Annotated in this window: 19 protein-coding genes; 10 read left to right on the top strand and 9 right to left on the bottom strand. The window is 67.1% G+C overall.

Features of this window, described 5'->3' with window-relative positions; genetic code table 11:
- The first annotated feature begins 161 nt into the window (after positions 1–161).
- Positions 162–932 (top strand): Bax inhibitor-1/YccA family protein, encoded by a 771-nt coding sequence (locus ACXAJV_RS00565; RefSeq protein ID WP_475080726.1) that lies wholly within the window; start codon positions 162–164, stop codon positions 930–932.
- Positions 933–1,196: 264 nt separating this feature from the next.
- Here the strand turns inward: ACXAJV_RS00565 and ACXAJV_RS00560 are convergent, their stop codons facing one another.
- A complete protein-coding gene (locus tag ACXAJV_RS00560) occupies positions 1,197–1,532 on the bottom strand; it encodes a DUF2794 domain-containing protein (RefSeq protein WP_475080724.1) in 336 nt (111 codons plus the stop codon).
- A 303-nt stretch (positions 1,533–1,835) separates the two neighbouring features.
- Here ACXAJV_RS00560 and ACXAJV_RS00555 point away from each other — a divergent pair, with 303 nt between their 5' ends.
- The 7 genes from ACXAJV_RS00555 (at position 1,836) to ACXAJV_RS00525 (ending at position 8,528) form a co-directional block, all read left to right on the top strand.
- A complete protein-coding gene (locus ACXAJV_RS00555; RefSeq protein ID WP_475080722.1) occupies positions 1,836–2,585 on the top strand; it encodes an ABC transporter ATP-binding protein in 750 nt (249 codons plus the stop codon).
- Complete coding sequence (locus ACXAJV_RS00550; RefSeq protein WP_475080719.1) at positions 2,582–3,325, top strand: ABC transporter permease; 744 nt, start codon at positions 2,582–2,584, stop codon at positions 3,323–3,325. Before ACXAJV_RS00555 ends, ACXAJV_RS00550 begins: the two co-directional genes overlap by 4 nt.
- A complete protein-coding gene (locus ACXAJV_RS00545) occupies positions 3,322–5,169 on the top strand; it encodes a Gldg family protein (protein ID WP_475080717.1) in 1,848 nt (615 codons plus the stop codon). The genes ACXAJV_RS00550 and ACXAJV_RS00545 overlap by 4 nt, the downstream gene beginning before the upstream one ends.
- Positions 5,166–6,242, top strand: a complete 1,077-nt coding sequence (locus ACXAJV_RS00540) for a DUF4340 domain-containing protein (protein ID WP_475080715.1) — start codon at positions 5,166–5,168, stop codon at positions 6,240–6,242. The genes ACXAJV_RS00545 and ACXAJV_RS00540 overlap by 4 nt, the downstream gene beginning before the upstream one ends.
- Entirely contained in the window at positions 6,208–6,588 is a 381-nt protein-coding gene (locus tag ACXAJV_RS00535) for a VOC family protein (RefSeq protein WP_475080712.1), read from the top strand. The genes ACXAJV_RS00540 and ACXAJV_RS00535 overlap by 35 nt, the downstream gene beginning before the upstream one ends.
- A gap of 252 nt (positions 6,589–6,840) precedes the next feature.
- On the top strand, positions 6,841–7,836 hold the full coding sequence (locus ACXAJV_RS00530) for a GlxA family transcriptional regulator (protein ID WP_475080711.1): 996 nt from the start codon (positions 6,841–6,843) through the stop codon (positions 7,834–7,836).
- Positions 7,837–7,838: 2 nt separating this feature from the next.
- Entirely contained in the window at positions 7,839–8,528 is a 690-nt protein-coding gene (locus ACXAJV_RS00525) for a DJ-1/PfpI family protein (protein ID WP_475080709.1), read from the top strand.
- A 202-nt stretch (positions 8,529–8,730) separates the two neighbouring features.
- Here the strand turns inward: ACXAJV_RS00525 and mmcB are convergent, their stop codons facing one another.
- Positions 8,731–9,180: a DNA repair putative endonuclease MmcB gene (gene mmcB / locus ACXAJV_RS00520; protein WP_475080707.1), complete on the bottom strand. Its 450-nt coding sequence runs from the start codon at positions 9,178–9,180 to the stop codon at positions 8,731–8,733.
- Between the two features lie 89 nt (positions 9,181–9,269).
- Here mmcB and ACXAJV_RS00515 point away from each other — a divergent pair, with 89 nt between their 5' ends.
- Positions 9,270–9,680 (top strand): metallopeptidase family protein, encoded by a 411-nt coding sequence (locus ACXAJV_RS00515; RefSeq protein WP_475080704.1) that lies wholly within the window; start codon positions 9,270–9,272, stop codon positions 9,678–9,680.
- A 161-nt stretch (positions 9,681–9,841) separates the two neighbouring features.
- Here ACXAJV_RS00515 and ACXAJV_RS00510 read toward each other — a convergent pair whose 3' ends face one another.
- The 3 genes from ACXAJV_RS00510 to trmD all read right to left on the bottom strand — a co-directional run bounded on the left by ACXAJV_RS00510 (position 9,842) and on the right by trmD (position 11,942).
- Positions 9,842–10,552, bottom strand: coding sequence for an NAD-dependent deacylase (locus ACXAJV_RS00510; RefSeq protein ID WP_475080703.1), 711 nt, complete (start codon positions 10,550–10,552; stop codon positions 9,842–9,844).
- A gap of 260 nt (positions 10,553–10,812) precedes the next feature.
- On the bottom strand, positions 10,813–11,205 hold the full coding sequence (rplS, locus tag ACXAJV_RS00505) for a 50S ribosomal protein L19 (protein WP_291882159.1): 393 nt from the start codon (positions 11,203–11,205) through the stop codon (positions 10,813–10,815).
- On the bottom strand, positions 11,202–11,942 hold the full coding sequence (gene trmD / locus ACXAJV_RS00500) for a tRNA (guanosine(37)-N1)-methyltransferase TrmD (RefSeq protein ID WP_348509545.1): 741 nt from the start codon (positions 11,940–11,942) through the stop codon (positions 11,202–11,204). The genes rplS and trmD overlap by 4 nt, the downstream gene beginning before the upstream one ends.
- Positions 11,943–12,068: 126 nt before the next feature.
- Here trmD and ACXAJV_RS00495 point away from each other — a divergent pair, with 126 nt between their 5' ends.
- Complete coding sequence (locus tag ACXAJV_RS00495) at positions 12,069–12,578, top strand: hypothetical protein (RefSeq protein WP_475080698.1); 510 nt, start codon at positions 12,069–12,071, stop codon at positions 12,576–12,578.
- 11 nt (positions 12,579–12,589) lie between these two features.
- On the opposite strand, the gene rimM is transcribed toward ACXAJV_RS00495, so the two are convergent.
- From rimM to ACXAJV_RS00475, 4 genes are all read right to left on the bottom strand, one after another.
- On the bottom strand, positions 12,590–13,135 hold the full coding sequence (rimM, locus tag ACXAJV_RS00490; RefSeq protein ID WP_475080695.1) for a ribosome maturation factor RimM: 546 nt from the start codon (positions 13,133–13,135) through the stop codon (positions 12,590–12,592).
- Between the two features lie 198 nt (positions 13,136–13,333).
- The gene (gene rpsP / locus ACXAJV_RS00485) at positions 13,334–13,780 is read right to left on the bottom strand and encodes a 30S ribosomal protein S16 (RefSeq protein ID WP_475080692.1); all 447 of its coding nucleotides are present in this window, start codon (positions 13,778–13,780) and stop codon (positions 13,334–13,336) included.
- A 39-nt stretch (positions 13,781–13,819) separates the two neighbouring features.
- On the bottom strand, positions 13,820–15,376 hold the full coding sequence (ffh, locus tag ACXAJV_RS00480; protein ID WP_475080690.1) for a signal recognition particle protein: 1,557 nt from the start codon (positions 15,374–15,376) through the stop codon (positions 13,820–13,822).
- A gap of 237 nt (positions 15,377–15,613) precedes the next feature.
- A complete protein-coding gene (locus ACXAJV_RS00475) occupies positions 15,614–16,315 on the bottom strand; it encodes a class I SAM-dependent methyltransferase (RefSeq protein WP_475080688.1) in 702 nt (233 codons plus the stop codon).
- Positions 16,316–16,424: the final 109 nt, after the last annotated feature.

Below are 16,424 nucleotides of genomic sequence, written 5' to 3'. Positions count from 1 at the left end.
GCAATGGTGCGCAGGACCTGTCAGGACCTGACAGGGGGACGCGACCCCCGCCGCGTCCCGCCTTGCCATTTGGGCCGGTCAGACCGATATTGCGGGACAAAGCGCCCTGTCGGCGCGCGGCGTGTGGTTTCACACGTCCTGACTACGAGAGAGACGTAACGATGAACGATTTTTCCCGCACTTATTCCGGTAGCCAGGCGATGGACATGTCGCGGGATGCCGGCCTGCGCAAATTCATGCTCGGCGTCTACAACAAGATGGGCCTGGGCCTGCTGATCTCGGCCGCTCTGGCTTATGCGGTCGGCACCGTCGCGCCGCTGACGGCGCTGGTCTATGGCACGCCGCTGCTCTTTGTCGTGCAATGGGGTCCGCTGGCCCTGCTGTTCGGCTCGATGTTCTTCATGCGCAATCCCTCGCCGACCGGTTCGGCCCTGCTTTACTGGGCGATCGTCGCCCTGATCGGTACGGGTCTGAGCATCTGGGTCGTGATGGCGGGCGGCGCTGCGCCGGACGGGATCACCACCTCAGGCGGCCGCACGCTGGCGATCAGCTGGGCGACCATCGTCCAGGCCTTCACCATCACCGCCGGTGCCTTCCTGGGCCTGTCGGTGTTCGGCTACACGACGAAGATCAACCTGCAGCCGATCCAGGCCTTCCTGTTCATGGGCATGATCGGCGCGATCATCCTGGGTGTGCTGAACGCCTTCTTCTTCCACTCCGCCGGCCTGGAACTGCTGCTGCAGTTCGGCGTGCTGCTGCTGATGGCGGGCGTGACGGCCTGGCAAACCCAGAGCCTGAAAGTGATGTATTACCAGGTGGCGGGCGATCAGCGCTCGATGGCCGTGCTCACCAATATGGGCGCGCTGAACCTCTACATCGCTTTCGTGAACATGTTCCAGATCATCCTCTCGCTGCTCGGCAGCCGCGAATAGGATCGGCGGACATCGCACAGAAAACGGCCCCCGGGGAAAACTCCGGGGGCTTTTTTGTGGCTGTGGTGCGAGCGAAACAGGGGTTGTCATCCCGGCCGTATGGCCTGCGCAGGCGGGCCGGAGGGCCGGGACCCATACGCTCGCTCTCTGCCGAAAGCAGGCTCGACGCAGGCGACAGCTGGGTCGGCACCGGGATTATGGGTCCCGGACTTGCGCCCCGCCTTCGCGGGGCATTCATCCGGGATGACAAGTGTCGCTGAAGTTTCAATCCACCACGTGGAAGCGTTTCTTGTCGAAGACGCGCAGGACCTGGGCCAGGTCGTGGCCGCGCTTGAGGATCTGGCCGTCCATGCCGACCACCTTGTAGGCGCCCTGGCGCTGGGTGTCGGCGGGCGTCTTGATCACGGCATACATCGGCATCTCGCTGTGCCGGCGGAAGATCGAGAAGACGGCCTGGTCCTTCAGCCCGTCGATCGCATAATCCTTCCACTCGCCGCGGCCGACGAAATGGCCGTAGACGCGCAGGATGATGTCCAGTTCCCGGCGTTGCCACATCACCGATTGTGGCGCCGGACGCACGCTGTGGGGGCTTGCTGTCATCCGCATTCTCCCATGGGTTGAATGGCCGTTTACAGCTTACAAACATTTCACGCGGTGCCGCAAAGTCGCCACATTCCCGGCCAGTTCCCGCCATACCGCAAAGTCACCGTCCAACGCGTCGGCCGGTCGCGTCAACGTTCCGGATCCTGGATTTAGACAGCCCCCCCAGCCCCCCGGGTCAAGGAGCGGCGATCCGGTCGACACCCCCACCCCCGCCTTTCGCCCGCCTGTTTCGCCTCTGGCCAAGCGCGCGCCGGCACGCTAACGCTAGGGCCCTCTCAGCTTTGAGTCTCCGAGCGTTACATGCTGGTTGCCGACCATCTGACCAAGGATTTCGGACCGCGCCGCGCCGTCGACGACGTCTCCTTCACGCTGGAGCGCGGCGAGGTGCTGGGCTTTCTCGGTCCCAATGGCGCGGGCAAGACCACCACGATGCGCATGCTGGCCGGCGCGCTGGAAGCCGATGAGGGCCGCGCCTCGATTGCCGGGCATGACTGCGTCGCGGCACGCCTGGAAGCACAGGCCCGGCTGGGCTATCTGCCCGAGGGTGCGCCCGCCTATCCGGCCATGTCGCCGCGCGATTTCGTCGCTTTCAGCCTGCGCGCGCGCGGCTTTTCCGGAGACAGTCTGAAACGCGCTGCCGCGCTGGCCCTGGAGCGGGCCAATCTGGGTGGTTATGAGCATCAGCCCATCGGCACGCTGTCCAAGGGCTATAAGCGCCGCGCCGCGCTGGCGGCCGCCATCGCCCATGATCCGCCGGTGCTGATTCTCGACGAGCCGACCGACGGGCTGGATCCCAACCAGAAAGACGGGGTGCGCCAGTTGATCCGCGACATGGCGCCGGACAAGGCGATCATCATCTCCACCCATATCCTGGAAGAAGTGCCTGCCGTGTGCTCGCGCGCTATCGTGATCGCCCGCGGCCGGCTGCTGTTCGATGGCTCGCCGCGCGAACTGGCCGAGCTGGCACCGGAGCGGCAGATCGAGGCGGCCTTCCGGCAGCTCACCCTGACGCCCGGCGATGATGACGGCACGCCGGAGGCGGCGGCGTGATCCACACACTCTGGGCCATCTACCGGCGCGAGCTGGGCGCCTATTTCCTGACCCCGCTGGCCTGGGTCTTCCTGGCCGTGTTCGGCTTTGCCGCGCCGGCCTTTGCCTTTCATGTCGGCCGCTTCTTCGACACCAACCGCGCCGATCTTGCGCCGCTGTTCGACTATCTGCCCTGGCTGCTGGTGATCCTGATGCCGGCGCTGGCGATGCGGGCCTGGGCGGAAGAGCGCGATCGCGGCACGCTGGAATTCCTGATGGCCCTGCCGATCCCGCTCTGGGCGGCGGCGGGCGGGAAATTTCTTGCCGCCTGGACGATGGCGGCGCTGGCCATCGCGCTGACCTTCCCGATGTGGATCGCGGTCAATTATCTCGGCGAGCCGGACAATGCGGCCATCGCCACCGCCTATCTGGGCACGCTTCTTCTGGCCGGTGCCTATCTGGCGGTCGGCCAGGCCCTGTCGGCGACCACGGCCAACCAGGTCGTCGCCTTCGTGCTCGGCGCCGGCGCGGCCTTCCTGCTGACCATGGCCGGCCTGCCTTTCGTGCTGTCCGTTCTGGGTGCCAGCGCGCCGGCGGTGGTGACCGAATTCGTCGCCGGCCTGTCGGCACTGGATCATTACAACGCCTTCCGTAATGGCGTGATCGGCCTGGCGGACCTGGTCTACTTCCTCGGCCTGATCGGCATCTGCCTGACCATGGGCGGCGTGCTGGTGTCCGAACGGCGCGGAGGTGGCCGATGAAGCGCACCCTCTTCATGCCGCTGATGCTGCTGGCGCTCGCCCTGATCTTCCTGGCGGGCAATCAGATTGCCGGGCTGACCCTGCGCAGCTGGCGGCTCGACCTGACCGAACAGGGCCTCTACCGCCTCTCGCCGGGCACGGAGGAAGTGATCGGCCGCCTGACCGAGCCGGTGGAGTGGCGCTTCTATTATTCCCGCGCCGAGGCCGCCCAGTATCCCGCGATCCGCGCCTATGCCAGCCGGGTGCGCGAAATGCTGGAAGCCTATGCCGACCGGTCCGGCGGCATGATCCGGCTGACCGAGATCGACCCGCAGCCCTTCTCGCCGGACGAGGATGCCGCGCTGGAAGCCGGGCTGGATGCCGTGCCGACCGAGAGCGGCACCTCGCTCTATTTCGGTCTCGTGGCGCGCAATTCCATCGACGAGCAGGCGGTGATCCCGGTTTTCCGCGAGGATTCCGAGGCGCGGCTGGAATACGATCTCACCCGTGTCATCTCCGATCTGGAACGGCCGCGCCGGCCGCGAATCGCCGTTGTCACCAGCCTGCCGATCACGCCGGATACCGGCGCGCCCAACCGTTTCGTCACCGAGCTGAGCGGCGCCTATGAGATTGTCTGGGTGGATCGTGACTTCCAGGACCTGCCCGAAGCCGATGCGCTCCTGCTGCTGCATCCGGGCGAGCTGAGCGAGGCCCAGCTCTACCGTATCGATCAGCATGTGCTGACCCGCGGGCGGCTGCTCGCCTTTATCGACCCGCTGGCGCATGTCGCCATGCGGCCTGGACCGGACGGTCTGCCGCCGATCCGCGCGCGGCGATCCTCGGATCTGGGGCTGCTGCTGGCGCGCTGGGGCGTGCGCTATGACGCCCAGAGCGTCGCCATGGACCGGGCGCTCGGTCTGCCGGTCGAGATTGTCGATGCCGACGGGCGGGCGCGCCGCCGCGCCTATCCGCTGTGGTTCTCGGTCGGCCAGGCCCAGCTGTCCGGCGAGGATCTGGCCACGGCAACGCTCGATCTGGGGATCAATTTCGGCTCGCCCGGCTATCTGGAACCGGTGGGCCAGCCCGGCATGACGGTGACGCCGCTGGTGGTCACCTCACCGGAAGGTGCCGCCATCGACGCCGATATCGCTGCCGGTGCGCCGGGGCCCGACGATCTTCTGCGCGGTTATCAGCCCGCACCGGCACCGCTGGTGCTGGCGGCGCGCCTGTCCGGCCTGCCGGAGACCGCCTTCCCGGATGGTCCGCCCGCAGGCGACACGCTGTTCAGCCCGGCCGATCATGTCGGCCAGGCCGATGCGCCGGTCGATATCACACTGGTGGCCGATGCCGACTGGCTGGACGATACTTACTACGTCCGCTCCGACCCGGCGGTGGGCGATATGATGGTGGCCGACAATCTCACCCTGGCGCTGAACCTGATCGACATGGCGGCCGGTGACCGGGCGCTGATCGAGGTGCGCTCGCGCACGCCCTCGCTGCGGCCGATGAGCCGGGTCGACCGGCTGCGCGAGGCGGCGGAGACCCGCTATCTGGAAATCCAGGATGCGCTGGAACAGGAAATCGCCGATGCCGAGGCGCAGCTGGACAGTCTGACCGGTTCGGGCCAGGCCTCGGCCTTCCTGTCGGCTTCCGGCGCGGCCCAGCGCGAGGAGGCCGAACGCCTGCGTCACCAGATCGCCGAGACGCGGGCCGAGCTGCGCGCCGTCGAGCGGGATTTCCGCCGCGATATCGATGCGCTGAACGCCACGCTGCAATTCTGGACCATCGGCGTGCCGCCGGTGCTGATCATCCTGGCCGGGATTGCCGGTGCGCTGGTGCGCCGCCGCCGGGGGAGACCGTCATGAGCCGCCCGATGGACCGCCAGCGCCGCAACCGGCTCGCCCTTGCAGGCGTGCTGGCGCTGGGGCTTCTCGGCCTCGCCGCCGGGCTGACCTGGAACCAGGCGCGCCAGGCCTGGCAGCCGGAGGTTTCCGGCCCGGTCCTGCCCGGCTGGCCGCAGGCGGTGACAGAGGCCGCCGAGATCGAGATCGACAGTGCCGGGGATCATTTCACCCTGACGCGCAGCGAGGCCGGCTGGGTCATGCCCAGCCGCGACGGGCATCCCGTGATCGCGAGCCGGCTGGCCGAGCTCGACGCTTTCCTGGCGGGGCTGGATTATGCCGGCGCGCGCACCGCGGATCCCGCCAAGCATGCACGCCTGGGACTGGGCGGCCGGGGTGAAGAGGGTGAGGCGACCCGGGTGACCGTGCGCGATGCCTCCGGCGCCGTGCGGGTCGATATCCTCATCGGACGCGAAACCGGGACCGGCATCTATGTGCGCTTTCCGGGCCGCAACCGCACCTATGCCGCGCGCCCGGGGGAAACAGCCGCCAGCCTGCCGCCGATCGCCGAGGCCGCGCACTGGCTGGATCTGGACTTCCTGGAACTCGGCGCCAATGCGATCGCCGCCAGCGTCATCACGCCGGAACGTGGACCGGCCTACCGGCTGGAGCGGCCTTCGCCGAGTGTGCGCAGCTTTGCCCTGCGCCAGCCGGGCGGCTGGATGCTGATCACGGCAGCTGCGGGCAATGGTCCGGCCAGCGCACTGGCGCGGGTGCGTTTTCGTGACGTGCGCGCAGCCTCGCGTCTTGAAGGCGAGGTCGTCGCCCGTCATATCGCCGAGACCTTTGGCGGTGTGCGCGTAAGCCTGGACGTGCTGGCGCTGGGGGACACCCGCTGGGCGGTGTTGCGGGCGCAAGCTCTGACCGATGATGCCCGCGACGCAGCCGATGCGATCAATGCGGTAGCCGACGGGTGGGCCTTCCTCCTGTCGGACCTGACGCTGGACCGTCTGATCCGGCCGCTGGACCAGATTGCCGATTCCAGGCGGGAGACCGAAACCGATGCAGCTGAACCAGATAACCCTCCCCGTCCGTGACATCCCGCGCTCGAAGGCTTTTTACCTTCAGCTCGGTTTCCGGCTCCTGGTCGACAGTCCGCACTATTGCCGCTTCCTGGCGCCCGAGGGCGACACCACGTTTTCCATCCATGTCGAGACCGGGCCGGTCCATCCCGGCGCGGTGATCTATCTGGAAGATGCCGATATGGATGCGCGCGTGCGCGAACTGGAGGCGAAGGGCCTGGTCTTCGAGACACAGCCGGAGGATCGGTCCTGGCTGTGGCGCGAGGCGATCCTTGCCGATCCCGACGGCCACAAGATCAAGATCTACCATGCCGGCGAAAACCGCATCGACCCGCCCTGGCGCGTGAAGCCGGAGGCTTAGGGGCGGCAGTCTCGAGGTCCTTCCCCTTGATGGGGAAGGTGGGCCAGCGCACAGCGCTGGGTCGGAAGGGGTGAACCCCGGTGGTCCGTTGTTCTGCCTGCATCTCGCCCCCACCCCATCCACCACGCCTCCGGCGCGGTCCCCCTTCCCCATCAAGGGGAAGGACAAAAGGCGCCGGATCTGCGTTGAATGGCCCGATTTGCCCCATGAATGGCCTTTGGGCCAGCGCGCGGTGAGGCTAGGGTGGCGGGTATGGATACGCCGCACAGCCTTGTCTTTCTGATCTATCCCGGCTTCCAGCTGCTCGACCTCACCGGGCCGCTGGCCATGTTCTCGGCCGCCAATCATGAAGCCGGCCGCCGACTCTACGATATCCGCGTCGCCGCACCCCGTGCTGGCAGTGTGGAAAGCTCGTCGGGCCTGGCCGTGATCGCCGGGGACAGCGCGGCCGATGCGGCCGGGCGGCTAGGGCCGGGCTGCACGGCGATTGTTGCGGGCGGCGAGGAGCCGGGCGTGCGCGCGGCGCTGGACGAACCGGATGTCCAGGCCTTCATCGACACCGCCTTTGGCAGCGCGGGCCGCGTCGCCTCGGTGTGTTCGGGGGCTTTCCTGCTGGCGCGCCGGGGACATCTGGACGGCTGCCGTGTCACCACGCACTGGCGCTCGGCGGCGCGGCTGCAGCGCTATTATCCCGCGCTCGAGGTCGAACCCGATGCGATCTTCATCCGCGATGGCAAGGTGTGGACTTCGGCCGGCGTGACGGCGGGGATCGATCTCGCCCTGGCCCTGATCGAGACCGATCACGACCGCGATCTGGCCCTGGCCGTGGCGCGCGAGAATGTCGTCTACCGCATGCGGTCCGGCGGGCAGGCGCAGTTTTCCGCCGATCTGGCGGCCCAGGGCGCCGATGACCGGCGCCTTGCGCGGCTGGCCGAGGCGGTGCGGGCGGCGCCGGAGCGCGACTGGTCGGTTGCCGCGATGTGCGACACGCTCGCCGTTTCGCCGCGCACGCTGAGCCGGCTGTGCCGCCGCGAGATGACCACCTCGCCGGCCGCCTTCGTCGAACGTGTGCGGATCGATCTGGCGCGCTGCCTTCTGGTCGAGACCCGCCAGCGGATCGACACGGTGGCGCTGGCCTGCGGCTTCGGCACGCACCAGCGCATGGACCGCGCCTTCATGCGCCAGCTGGGCGTGTCGCCGAGCGATTACCGCGCCCGTTTCACCTCCCCCCTGAAAGAAGAGGCCTGATCATGACCGCCACGCTGACTATCGGTTTTCTGCTGTTCGACGACATCACCCAGCTGGACTTCACCGGTCCGTTGCAGGTGCTTTCCCGCGTGCCCGGCGCGAAAGTCCACCTGGTCGCCAAGACGCTGGATCCCGTGCGCACCGATTGCGGGCCCTTCATCCTGCCGGACACGACGATCGATACCTGCCCCGATCTCGACCTGATCTGCATTCCCGGCGGGTTCGGGGTGGATGCGGCGATGCAGGACGCGGAGATCGTCGATTTCGTCAAACGCCAGGGCGCTCAGGCGCGCTATGTCACCTCGGTGTGCACCGGCGCCTTCATCCTGGGCGCGGCGGGTCTTCTGGCGGGACGCCAGGCGACCACACACTGGCGCTATCATGAGCTGCTGACGGCCTTTGGCGCGGAACCGGTGACGGCGCGTGTGGTGCGCGACGGCAATCTCTTCACCGGCGGCGGTGTGACGGCGGGGATCGACTTCGCCTTCACTGTCGCTGTGGAACTGGCCGGCGAGACTGTCGCCCAGGCGATCCAGCTGGGCCTGGAATACGATCCGCACCCACCCGTCGATTGCGGCAGTCCGGACAAGGCCGGTGCGCAGGTCCGCGGCGCCGTCGAACAACGCTTCGCCCCCCGCGTCGAGGCTTTCGAAGGCCTGCTGCGCGAGATGCGGGCGACTGAGGCGGTGTAGGGGGCAAGCGTTGTCATCCCGGATGGATGCCCGGCGAAGGCCGGGCGCAAGTCCGGGACCCATAATCCCGGTGCTGGCTGGGCTGTCGCGTATGTCGAGCCTGCTTCCGGTCAAAAGCGAGCGTATAGGTTCCGGCCCTTCGGCCCGCCTGCGCGGGCCATTCTGCCGGAATGACAGGTGGGATAGGCCGGAAAGTAAGCTCTTACTCCTCCACCCGCATCAGCCGGTCGGCGGCGGCGCGGGCGAAGCGCAGGGTGAGGGCCTTGCGGCGGGCCGGGGCGAGGGCGAGGACCGGGCTTTCGCGCACCACTGCCCCGCCGAACCCGTCGGCGATGATCAGGCCGGCATGGTCCGGGATGAGGTCGTGCGGGAAGCGCCGGGAGACGGCGAAGTAGAGCCGCTCGCAATAGCCGGCGTAATTCTCCCACTTGTTGTCGGCGCGGAAGTCGGCAATGCCGGACTTGACCTCGACAATGGTGATCTCACCCTTGCGGCCGAGCGCGGCGAGATCGGCGCGGCGGCCGTCGGGCAGGATGAATTCCGGGATCGCGCTATAGCCCATCTGCCAGAGCAGGCGCGCCGCCCCGCGCATCAGCGCCTGGGCGTCGTCGATATCCGGATTGGCGGCGGAGGCAACGTCGGACAGGTCCATGGCGCAAAGCATGTTCCATATTTGTTCGCGGCGCAAGCCTGCCGCGGAAACGGACTGACAGCGCCCGCCGCGGCCGGTATACGGGGGCCATGACCCAGCCACTGCCCCAAGACCTTTTGCCGCCCTCCCTGGAAGATTTCGAAGCCCTTGCCGGCCGGGCCTGGGACGGCCTGCCCGACGGTTTCCGCAAGATGTGCGGCCGGGTGGAGATCTTCGTCGCCGACTTTGCCGATGGTGAAACCCTCAACGCGCTCGGCATGGAGGATGCGTTCGAACTGACCGGCGTCTATATCGGCGTCGATCTGGCCCGCAAATCGGTGATCGACCCTTCACCGGAACCGGACCGGGTCTTCCTGTTCCGCCGTCCGATCCTGGATGAATGGGCCGAGCGCGGCGACATCCCGCTTGGCGAGCTGGTCGCCCACGTCCTGGTGCACGAGATCGGCCATCATTTCGGCCTCTCCGACGAGGACATGCACCGCATCGAGGATGAGGGCTAGTCTGCGCTGCCATCCTTCCCCTTGACGGGGAAGGTGTCCGGCACAGCCGGACGGAAGGGGTGAATCCCGGTGCTTGTCAGTTCAGGCACCTCGCCCCCACCCACTCCACCGCTGCTTCGCAGCGGTCCCCCTCGCCCATCAAGGGCGAGGATGAATGTGCCTCACCCCTGCGCCAGAAACGCTTCCGCCCAGGCGGGTACGGCGGCGCTGGCCGGGCCGGTGATGTGGCTGTCGAAGACGGGCGAGGTGTCGGTTTCCGCCAGGTTGATCTCGGTGAGATGCGCCCCCGCGCGGCGGGCGATCTCGGAGAAGCCGGCGGCGGGATAAACCGTGCCGGACGTGCCGATCGCGACGAAATGGGTGCAGGCCTCCAGCGCCTGGAAGATCAGATCCATCTCCAGCGGGATCTCGCCGAACCACACGACATGCGGCCGCAGGAAGCCGGGCTGCTGGCAGCGCGGACAAGGCGTGTCCGTGCCGATCGCGTCGAAGGCCGCGGTGACCGTGTGGCAGGCCTCGCAGCGCATCTTCTTCAGCTCGCCATGCATGTGAATGAGGCGCTGCGAGCCGGCCTGCTCGTGCAGATCGTCGACATTCTGGGTGACCAGCAGAAAATCGCCGCCGCGCGCCAGCCAGTCGCGTTCCAGCCGGGCCAGGGCCGCGTGCGCCGCATTGGGTGAGGCGTCGGCCAGATTGGCGCGGCGGGCATTGTAGAATTCATGCACTTTGAAAGGCTCGGCCGCGAAGGCTTCCGGCGTGGCCAGCGCCTGCCAGTCAAACTTCGCCCACAGCCCGTCCGTATCGCGGAACGTGCCCAGCCCCGACTCCGCCGAGATCCCGGCGCCGGTGAGAATGACGAGCGAGCCTGTCATGGGGCCGAGTTAAGCGGGATTGGCGGGGGAGGTGAAGGGGGCGGGTGTTCCGGAGGCACCGGGCTTTCCCCCTCATCCGCCCTTCGGGCACCTTCTCCCCCGGGGAGAAGGGGTTTTCCTGCTGCCGCGCTCCGCCGGAACTCCTCTCCCTGGGGAGAGGGCCGGGCAGAGGGGGGAGCCACGCTTTCGCCGACAAACGCAAACCAAAAAACCCCGCCGGTTTCCCGGCGGGGTCTTTGAAATCGCGCGAGGGCGGAAGCCTATTTCTTGGCTTCGCGCTTCTCGATGCCGCGGCCGGTGACGCGTTCGGCGATACGGGCCGACTTGCCGCGACGGTCGCGCAGGTAATACAGCTTCGCGCGGCGGACCTTGCCCTTCCGCTTGATCTCGATCAGCTCGACATTCGGCGAGTAGACCGGGAAAACGCGCTCGACACCTTCACCGAAGGAAATCTTGCGGACGGTGTAGCTCTCGTTCAGGCCGCCGCCATTGCGGGCGATGCAGACGCCTTCGAACACCTGGATCCGCTCACGGTCGCCTTCCTTGATGCGAACATGGACGCGCAGCGTGTCGCCGGCGCTGAAATCCGGGATGGTCTTCTCGCCCAGAACGCGGGCGGCTTCTTCTTTTTCAAGCTGCTCGATCATGTTCATCGTGCATTCTCCTTGCGCGCCACGTACCTCGCCCAGAGGTCGGGGCGCCGCGCCTTCGTAATCTCTTCCGCCTGTTCCCGGCGCCAGGCCTCTATCCGGCCATGGTGCCCCGAGAGCAGGACTTCGGGGATCTCTTCATCCTCGAACACGCGCGGACGCGTATAGTGAGGATATTCGAGGAGATCGCCCTCGAAACTCTCATCTTCGGCCGAGGCCGGATCACCGAGCACGCCGGGGAGAAGTCTCACACAGGCCTCGATGAGAACCTGGGCAGGGCCTTCGCCACCGGCCAGAACGGCATCGCCGACACTGACCTCTTCCATCCCGCGACTGTCGATGACCCGTTGATCGAGCCCTTCGAACCGGCCGCAGAATACGACAACGCCAGAACCGGCCGCCCATTCCCGGACCCGGGATTGAGAGAGCGGTCGTCCTCGCGGCGTCAAATAGATCAACGGCCGTTTCCCGCCTTGCCAGCGAGACTGCACCGTATCAATCGCCTCCGCGGCTACATCCGGCCTGAGCACCATACCAGCGCCTCCGCCGGCCGGGGTGTCGTCCACGGAGCGGTGCTTATGACGGGAAAAATCCCGGATGTCCACAGTTTCCAGCGCCCACAACCCACGATTCGCAGCTGCGCCGATCAGCGACACGCCAAGCGGTCCGGGAAACGCCTCCGGAAACAGGGTCAGGGCCGTTGCAGTCCACGGCAGGGAAGGGGCGGGCGCATCAGTCATGGCGCGCGGGTTTAGCAGGGATGGGGGGGAATGGGGAGGGGATTAGCAGCCCGATGGGTGTGTGTCCGGGAACAAAGCGGCGGCGGGGCCGTTGATCGGGGTGAAACCTGATCCGGAGATGCTGACATGATCCCCCTGTTCCGTACACACGCCACGGCTTGCCGCCTTCTGGGGCTGGGCCTTGTCAGCGCCCTTGCGCTGGCGGGCTGTTCTGAAGGGGCGACCGGGCCTGGCACGGCCGGGGACGCCGCGCCATCGGTCGAGATCGGCACGCTCACCGCGGATGATATCCGCGGCACGGATCTGCCGGGCGAGCTGGCCTGTGCCTTCGATATCGATGACAGCCGCCAGCCGGTGATGCTGGTGCGGGCGAATGTGATGGACGAGGCGTTTTCCGAAGGCGTGATCAAGGTCGATGGCCGCATCGAACCGGTGCGCAGCCAGACGCCGGGCGGCTTCAATGCGCTGCTCGACGGCGAGACCCTGGCGGGGGGCGGCCTGACGGTGGATGTGATCGTGACGGGCGAGCCGGACACCAATGGCGAGGAATCCCCGCCCATGCCGGCGCGTCTGGTCTATCTCGGCGATGATGGCGCCCGCATGGTGGTCGAAGGCGAATGGCGCTGCGGGCCGTAGGCCTCGCGCCGCTACTCCCCCGCCTCTTCCTCGGCCTTCGAGCCGACCTCTTCGGGCGGGTCGATGGTGATCACGCCGTCGGCGATCGAGATATGGGGCACGAAGTCGCGGGTGAAGGGCAGCATCCAGGCGCCGTTGCGGCCCGGTGTGCCGGTAATTTCCAGCAGGTCGCCCGATCCGAAATCATGGATCGCCCGCAGCGTGCCCATGGCGCTGCCGTCCAGTGCCTGCACCTTCAGGCCGATCAGGTCGGCATGATAGAATTCATCATCCTCCAGCGCCGGCAGGGCCGCACGGGGGATGTGAAGCCGCGTGCCCTTGAGGGCCTGGGCCTGGTCGCGGGTCAGGTTTTCAGCAAAGCGGACGATGAAACCTTCCTTCACCGCGCGCCAGCTCTTGGGCGTCAGCAGGACCGCACCATCGGCATCGCGGAACGCGCCGTAGGAAAAGGCGGCGTCCGGCTCGCCGGCAAAACTCTTCACCTTGCATTCGCCCTTCACACCATGCGCACCGGCAATGGCGGCGATGAAGACAAGGTCGTCGGCGGTCTGGGTCATGGTTTTGGGTCCGGCTCAAACCATCCTTCCCCTTGATGGGGAAGGTGGGCCGCGGCGGAGCCGCGGGTCGGAAGGGGTGAACCCCGGTGCGGGCAAACTCGCCAACACCTCTCTCCCACCCCCTCCACCACGGCTGTGCCGTGGTCCCCCTCCCCCATCAAGGGGGAGGAGGGGTGTCGTCGGCGGGCCGGAAAAGTCCTATTCGGACTTTTCTTCTTCGGCCGGAGCTTCCTCGGCTTCAGCAGCCGGCTCTTCAGCCGGGGCTTCGGCAGCAGCCTTGGCTTCTTCTTCGGCAGCCTTCTTGGCTTCTTCTTTCTCAAGGCGCTCGGCTTCGCGCTCCTTGGCCTTCTCGCCCGGCTCGCCCTTCTTCGGGTTATTGCCGTGTTCCCAGGCCCAGGCATCCGCCTCGAGCTGGTTCAGGAAGCGGCCGACGCGGTCGGTCGGCTTGGCGCCCTTGGCGATCCAGGCCTTGGCCTTTTCCATGTCGATCTTCACGCGCTCGCCATCCTTGGGCAGCATCGGATTGTAGGAGCCGATCTTCTCGATGAAACGGCCATCGCGCGGGGCGCGGCTGTCGGCAATGACGATGCGGTAGTAGGGACGCTTCTTGGCGCCACCACGGGCGAGACGGATTTTCAGAGCCATTGTTCGATTTCCTTCGGGTCTAAAGCTTTGAAACGGGAACTATTTCTTCGGGAGGCCGAGCGGCAGGCCGTCGGGTCCCAAGGGGCCGCCGCCGCCCAGTCCGGGCAGTGACGGGCCTGAATTTCTCGAGCCGGAGCCGCCAAGGCCCGGCAATTGTGCGCCTGCGGGCGCCTTGCCGCCCAGCAGATCCTGGGTCGCCTGGCCCATATCGGCCGGGTTCATGCCGCCCGGCATTCCACCCATGCCACCGGGCATTCCGCCCATCATGCCGGCGAGGCCGCCGCGGCCCTTCTTGCCGACCTTCTTCATCATGTCGGCCATCTGGCGGTGCATCTTGATGAGCTTGTTGACGTCGGCGACGGTGACGCCGGAACCGGCGGCGATGCGCTTCTTGCGCGAGGCCTTGAGGATTTCCGGCTTGGCCCGCTCCTGCGGCGTCATCGACAGGATGATCGCCTCCTGGCGGGAGAGCATCTTGTCGTCCATGCCGGCGGCTGCCATCTGCGATTTCGCGGCCTTGTTCATGCCCGGCAGCATGCCCATGATGCCGCCCAGACCGCCCATCTTCTTCAGCTGGCCGAACTGTTCGCGCAGATCGTCGAGGTCGAACTTGCCCTTGGCCATCTTTTTGGCGAGGCGTTCGGCCTTGTCCTGGTCGACATCCTGGGCGGCCTTCTCGACCAGCGAGACGATATCGCCGCGGCCCAGAATGCGGCCGGCCAGGCGTTTCGCGTCGAACGCGTCCAGACCGTCCGGCTTTTCCGAGACGCCGAGGAATTTGATCGGCAGGCCGGTAACATGGCGCATGGAAAGCGCCGCACCGCCGCGGCCGTCACCATCCATCCGGGTCAGCACCAGGCCGGTCAGCGGCAGGCGTTCGTGGAAGCGTCTGGCGGTCTCCACCGCGTCCTGGCCGGTCAGCGCATCGGCGACCAGCAGGGTTTCGCGCGGGCGGGTGACGTCGGCGATCGATTTCGCCTCGGCCATCATGTCCTCGTCGATCGAGGTCCGGCCGGCGGTATCGAGAATGACGACGTCATAGCCCTGCAGCTTGCCGGCATTCATCGCCCGCTTGGCGATGTCGACGGCGCGCTGGTTCGCCATGATCGGCAGGAAACCGACGCCGACCTGTCCGGCCAGCTGCTGCAGCTGTTCCATGGCCGCCGGGCGGCGCGTGTCGAGCGAGGCGAGCAGGACTTTCTTCTTGTGGACGTCCTGCAGGCGTTTGGCGAGCTTGGCGGAGGTGGTGGTCTTGCCCGAGCCCTGCAGACCCGCCATCAGGATCGCGACCGGCGGTTCGCCCTCGACCATCAGGCCGGGCTGTTCGCCTTCGCCGCCCAGAAGGTCGACCAGGGCATCATGGACGATCTTGACGACCTGCTGGCCCGGTGCGACGGCGCGGATCACGTCTTCGCCGACGGCGCGCTCGCGGATTTTCGCAACGACATCCTTGACCACCGGCAGGGCGACGTCGGCCTCGAGCAGGGCGACGCGGATCTCGCGCAGCGCCGCGTCGACGTCCTTCTCCGACAGCACACCGCGGCCGGTGAGCTTGTCGAATACGCCGCCAAGTCGTTCTGTCAGTGCGTCGAACATGCGTTCGTCCTCAATTCCGTTTCATCCTGCAAGGCCGCCGCCCGAACGTGCGATCAGCCGCACGCGCAAAGCGTCGCAGCCCCGCTGAGCGAAGACTTCGCCGAGCGGGGTTCTCGCCGGCCTCCCCCGTCAGGTGGGACGGATGTGCCGGTAAGACAAGCGTGTGAGCTTGCGTGATGAAGGCGGGGCAATACGCGGCAGGGCGGGAAGAGTCAAGCGTCCTGGGGTCCGTGCCGATCAGGCGCGGTGCGCGAAATGGCCGTGGATCAGCCCGCCCTGATAGACGCGCACCGGCGGCGTGAAGCCCGCCGAGGCGATGAGGCCGGCCAGATCGTCCGGTGCCAGGAGGCCAACCGACTTCTTGAGCATGTCGCGGTAAAGCTCCCGCCCGTCCTCATTCATGCCGGTCACGCTGAGCATGCTCAGCCAGGCCTGCTCGAGCGCGTCAAAGGTCGGGCTGGCGCGGTCACCGCACAGGTCGGCATTGACCAGCAAGGCGCCGGGGCGCAGGCGCGCGGCAATGCCGGAGAAATAGGCCTGCCGCCCGGTCCGGTCGGTGATGAAATGGGAGGCGAGAATGGAGGTCGCGGCGTGATACGCGATCCCGTCGTCCAGCTCGTCGATATAGGCGGTCACGGTCCGGCAGCGGCCGGAAAGGCCGGCGGCCTCCATCCGCTCCCGGCATATCGCCAGCATATCCGCGGAGGGGTCGAGAGCGGTGAAACGCCAGCCCGGTGCCAGCTCGGCCAGCGCCGCGATTTCCAGACCGGTTCCTGCGCCCACGCACAGAATGTCCGCCTCCTCGGGCAGGTCCCGCAGGAAGAGCTGGCCCAGGATCAGCTGCAGCGCGTCGCGCAGGGGTTTGAGGGGCTCATTGCGGGCGTCATAGCTGGTGGCCATGTCGCCCTCGAAGGCGGGATGGATTTGACGGTCGGACATGTCTTCCCCAAAATGTAATAACATAACACATGGGGCGTGCGGTCGTGCTTGTAAAGGCAAGCGCAATGAAGCCCGCCTGATTCTTGTGCGGTCAGATGCGGGCAGTTGT

The sequence above is a fragment of the Maricaulis sp. ABE4_448 genome (genome assembly GCF_056160825.1).
This window is presented reverse-complemented; position numbering and strand designations above follow the sequence as displayed.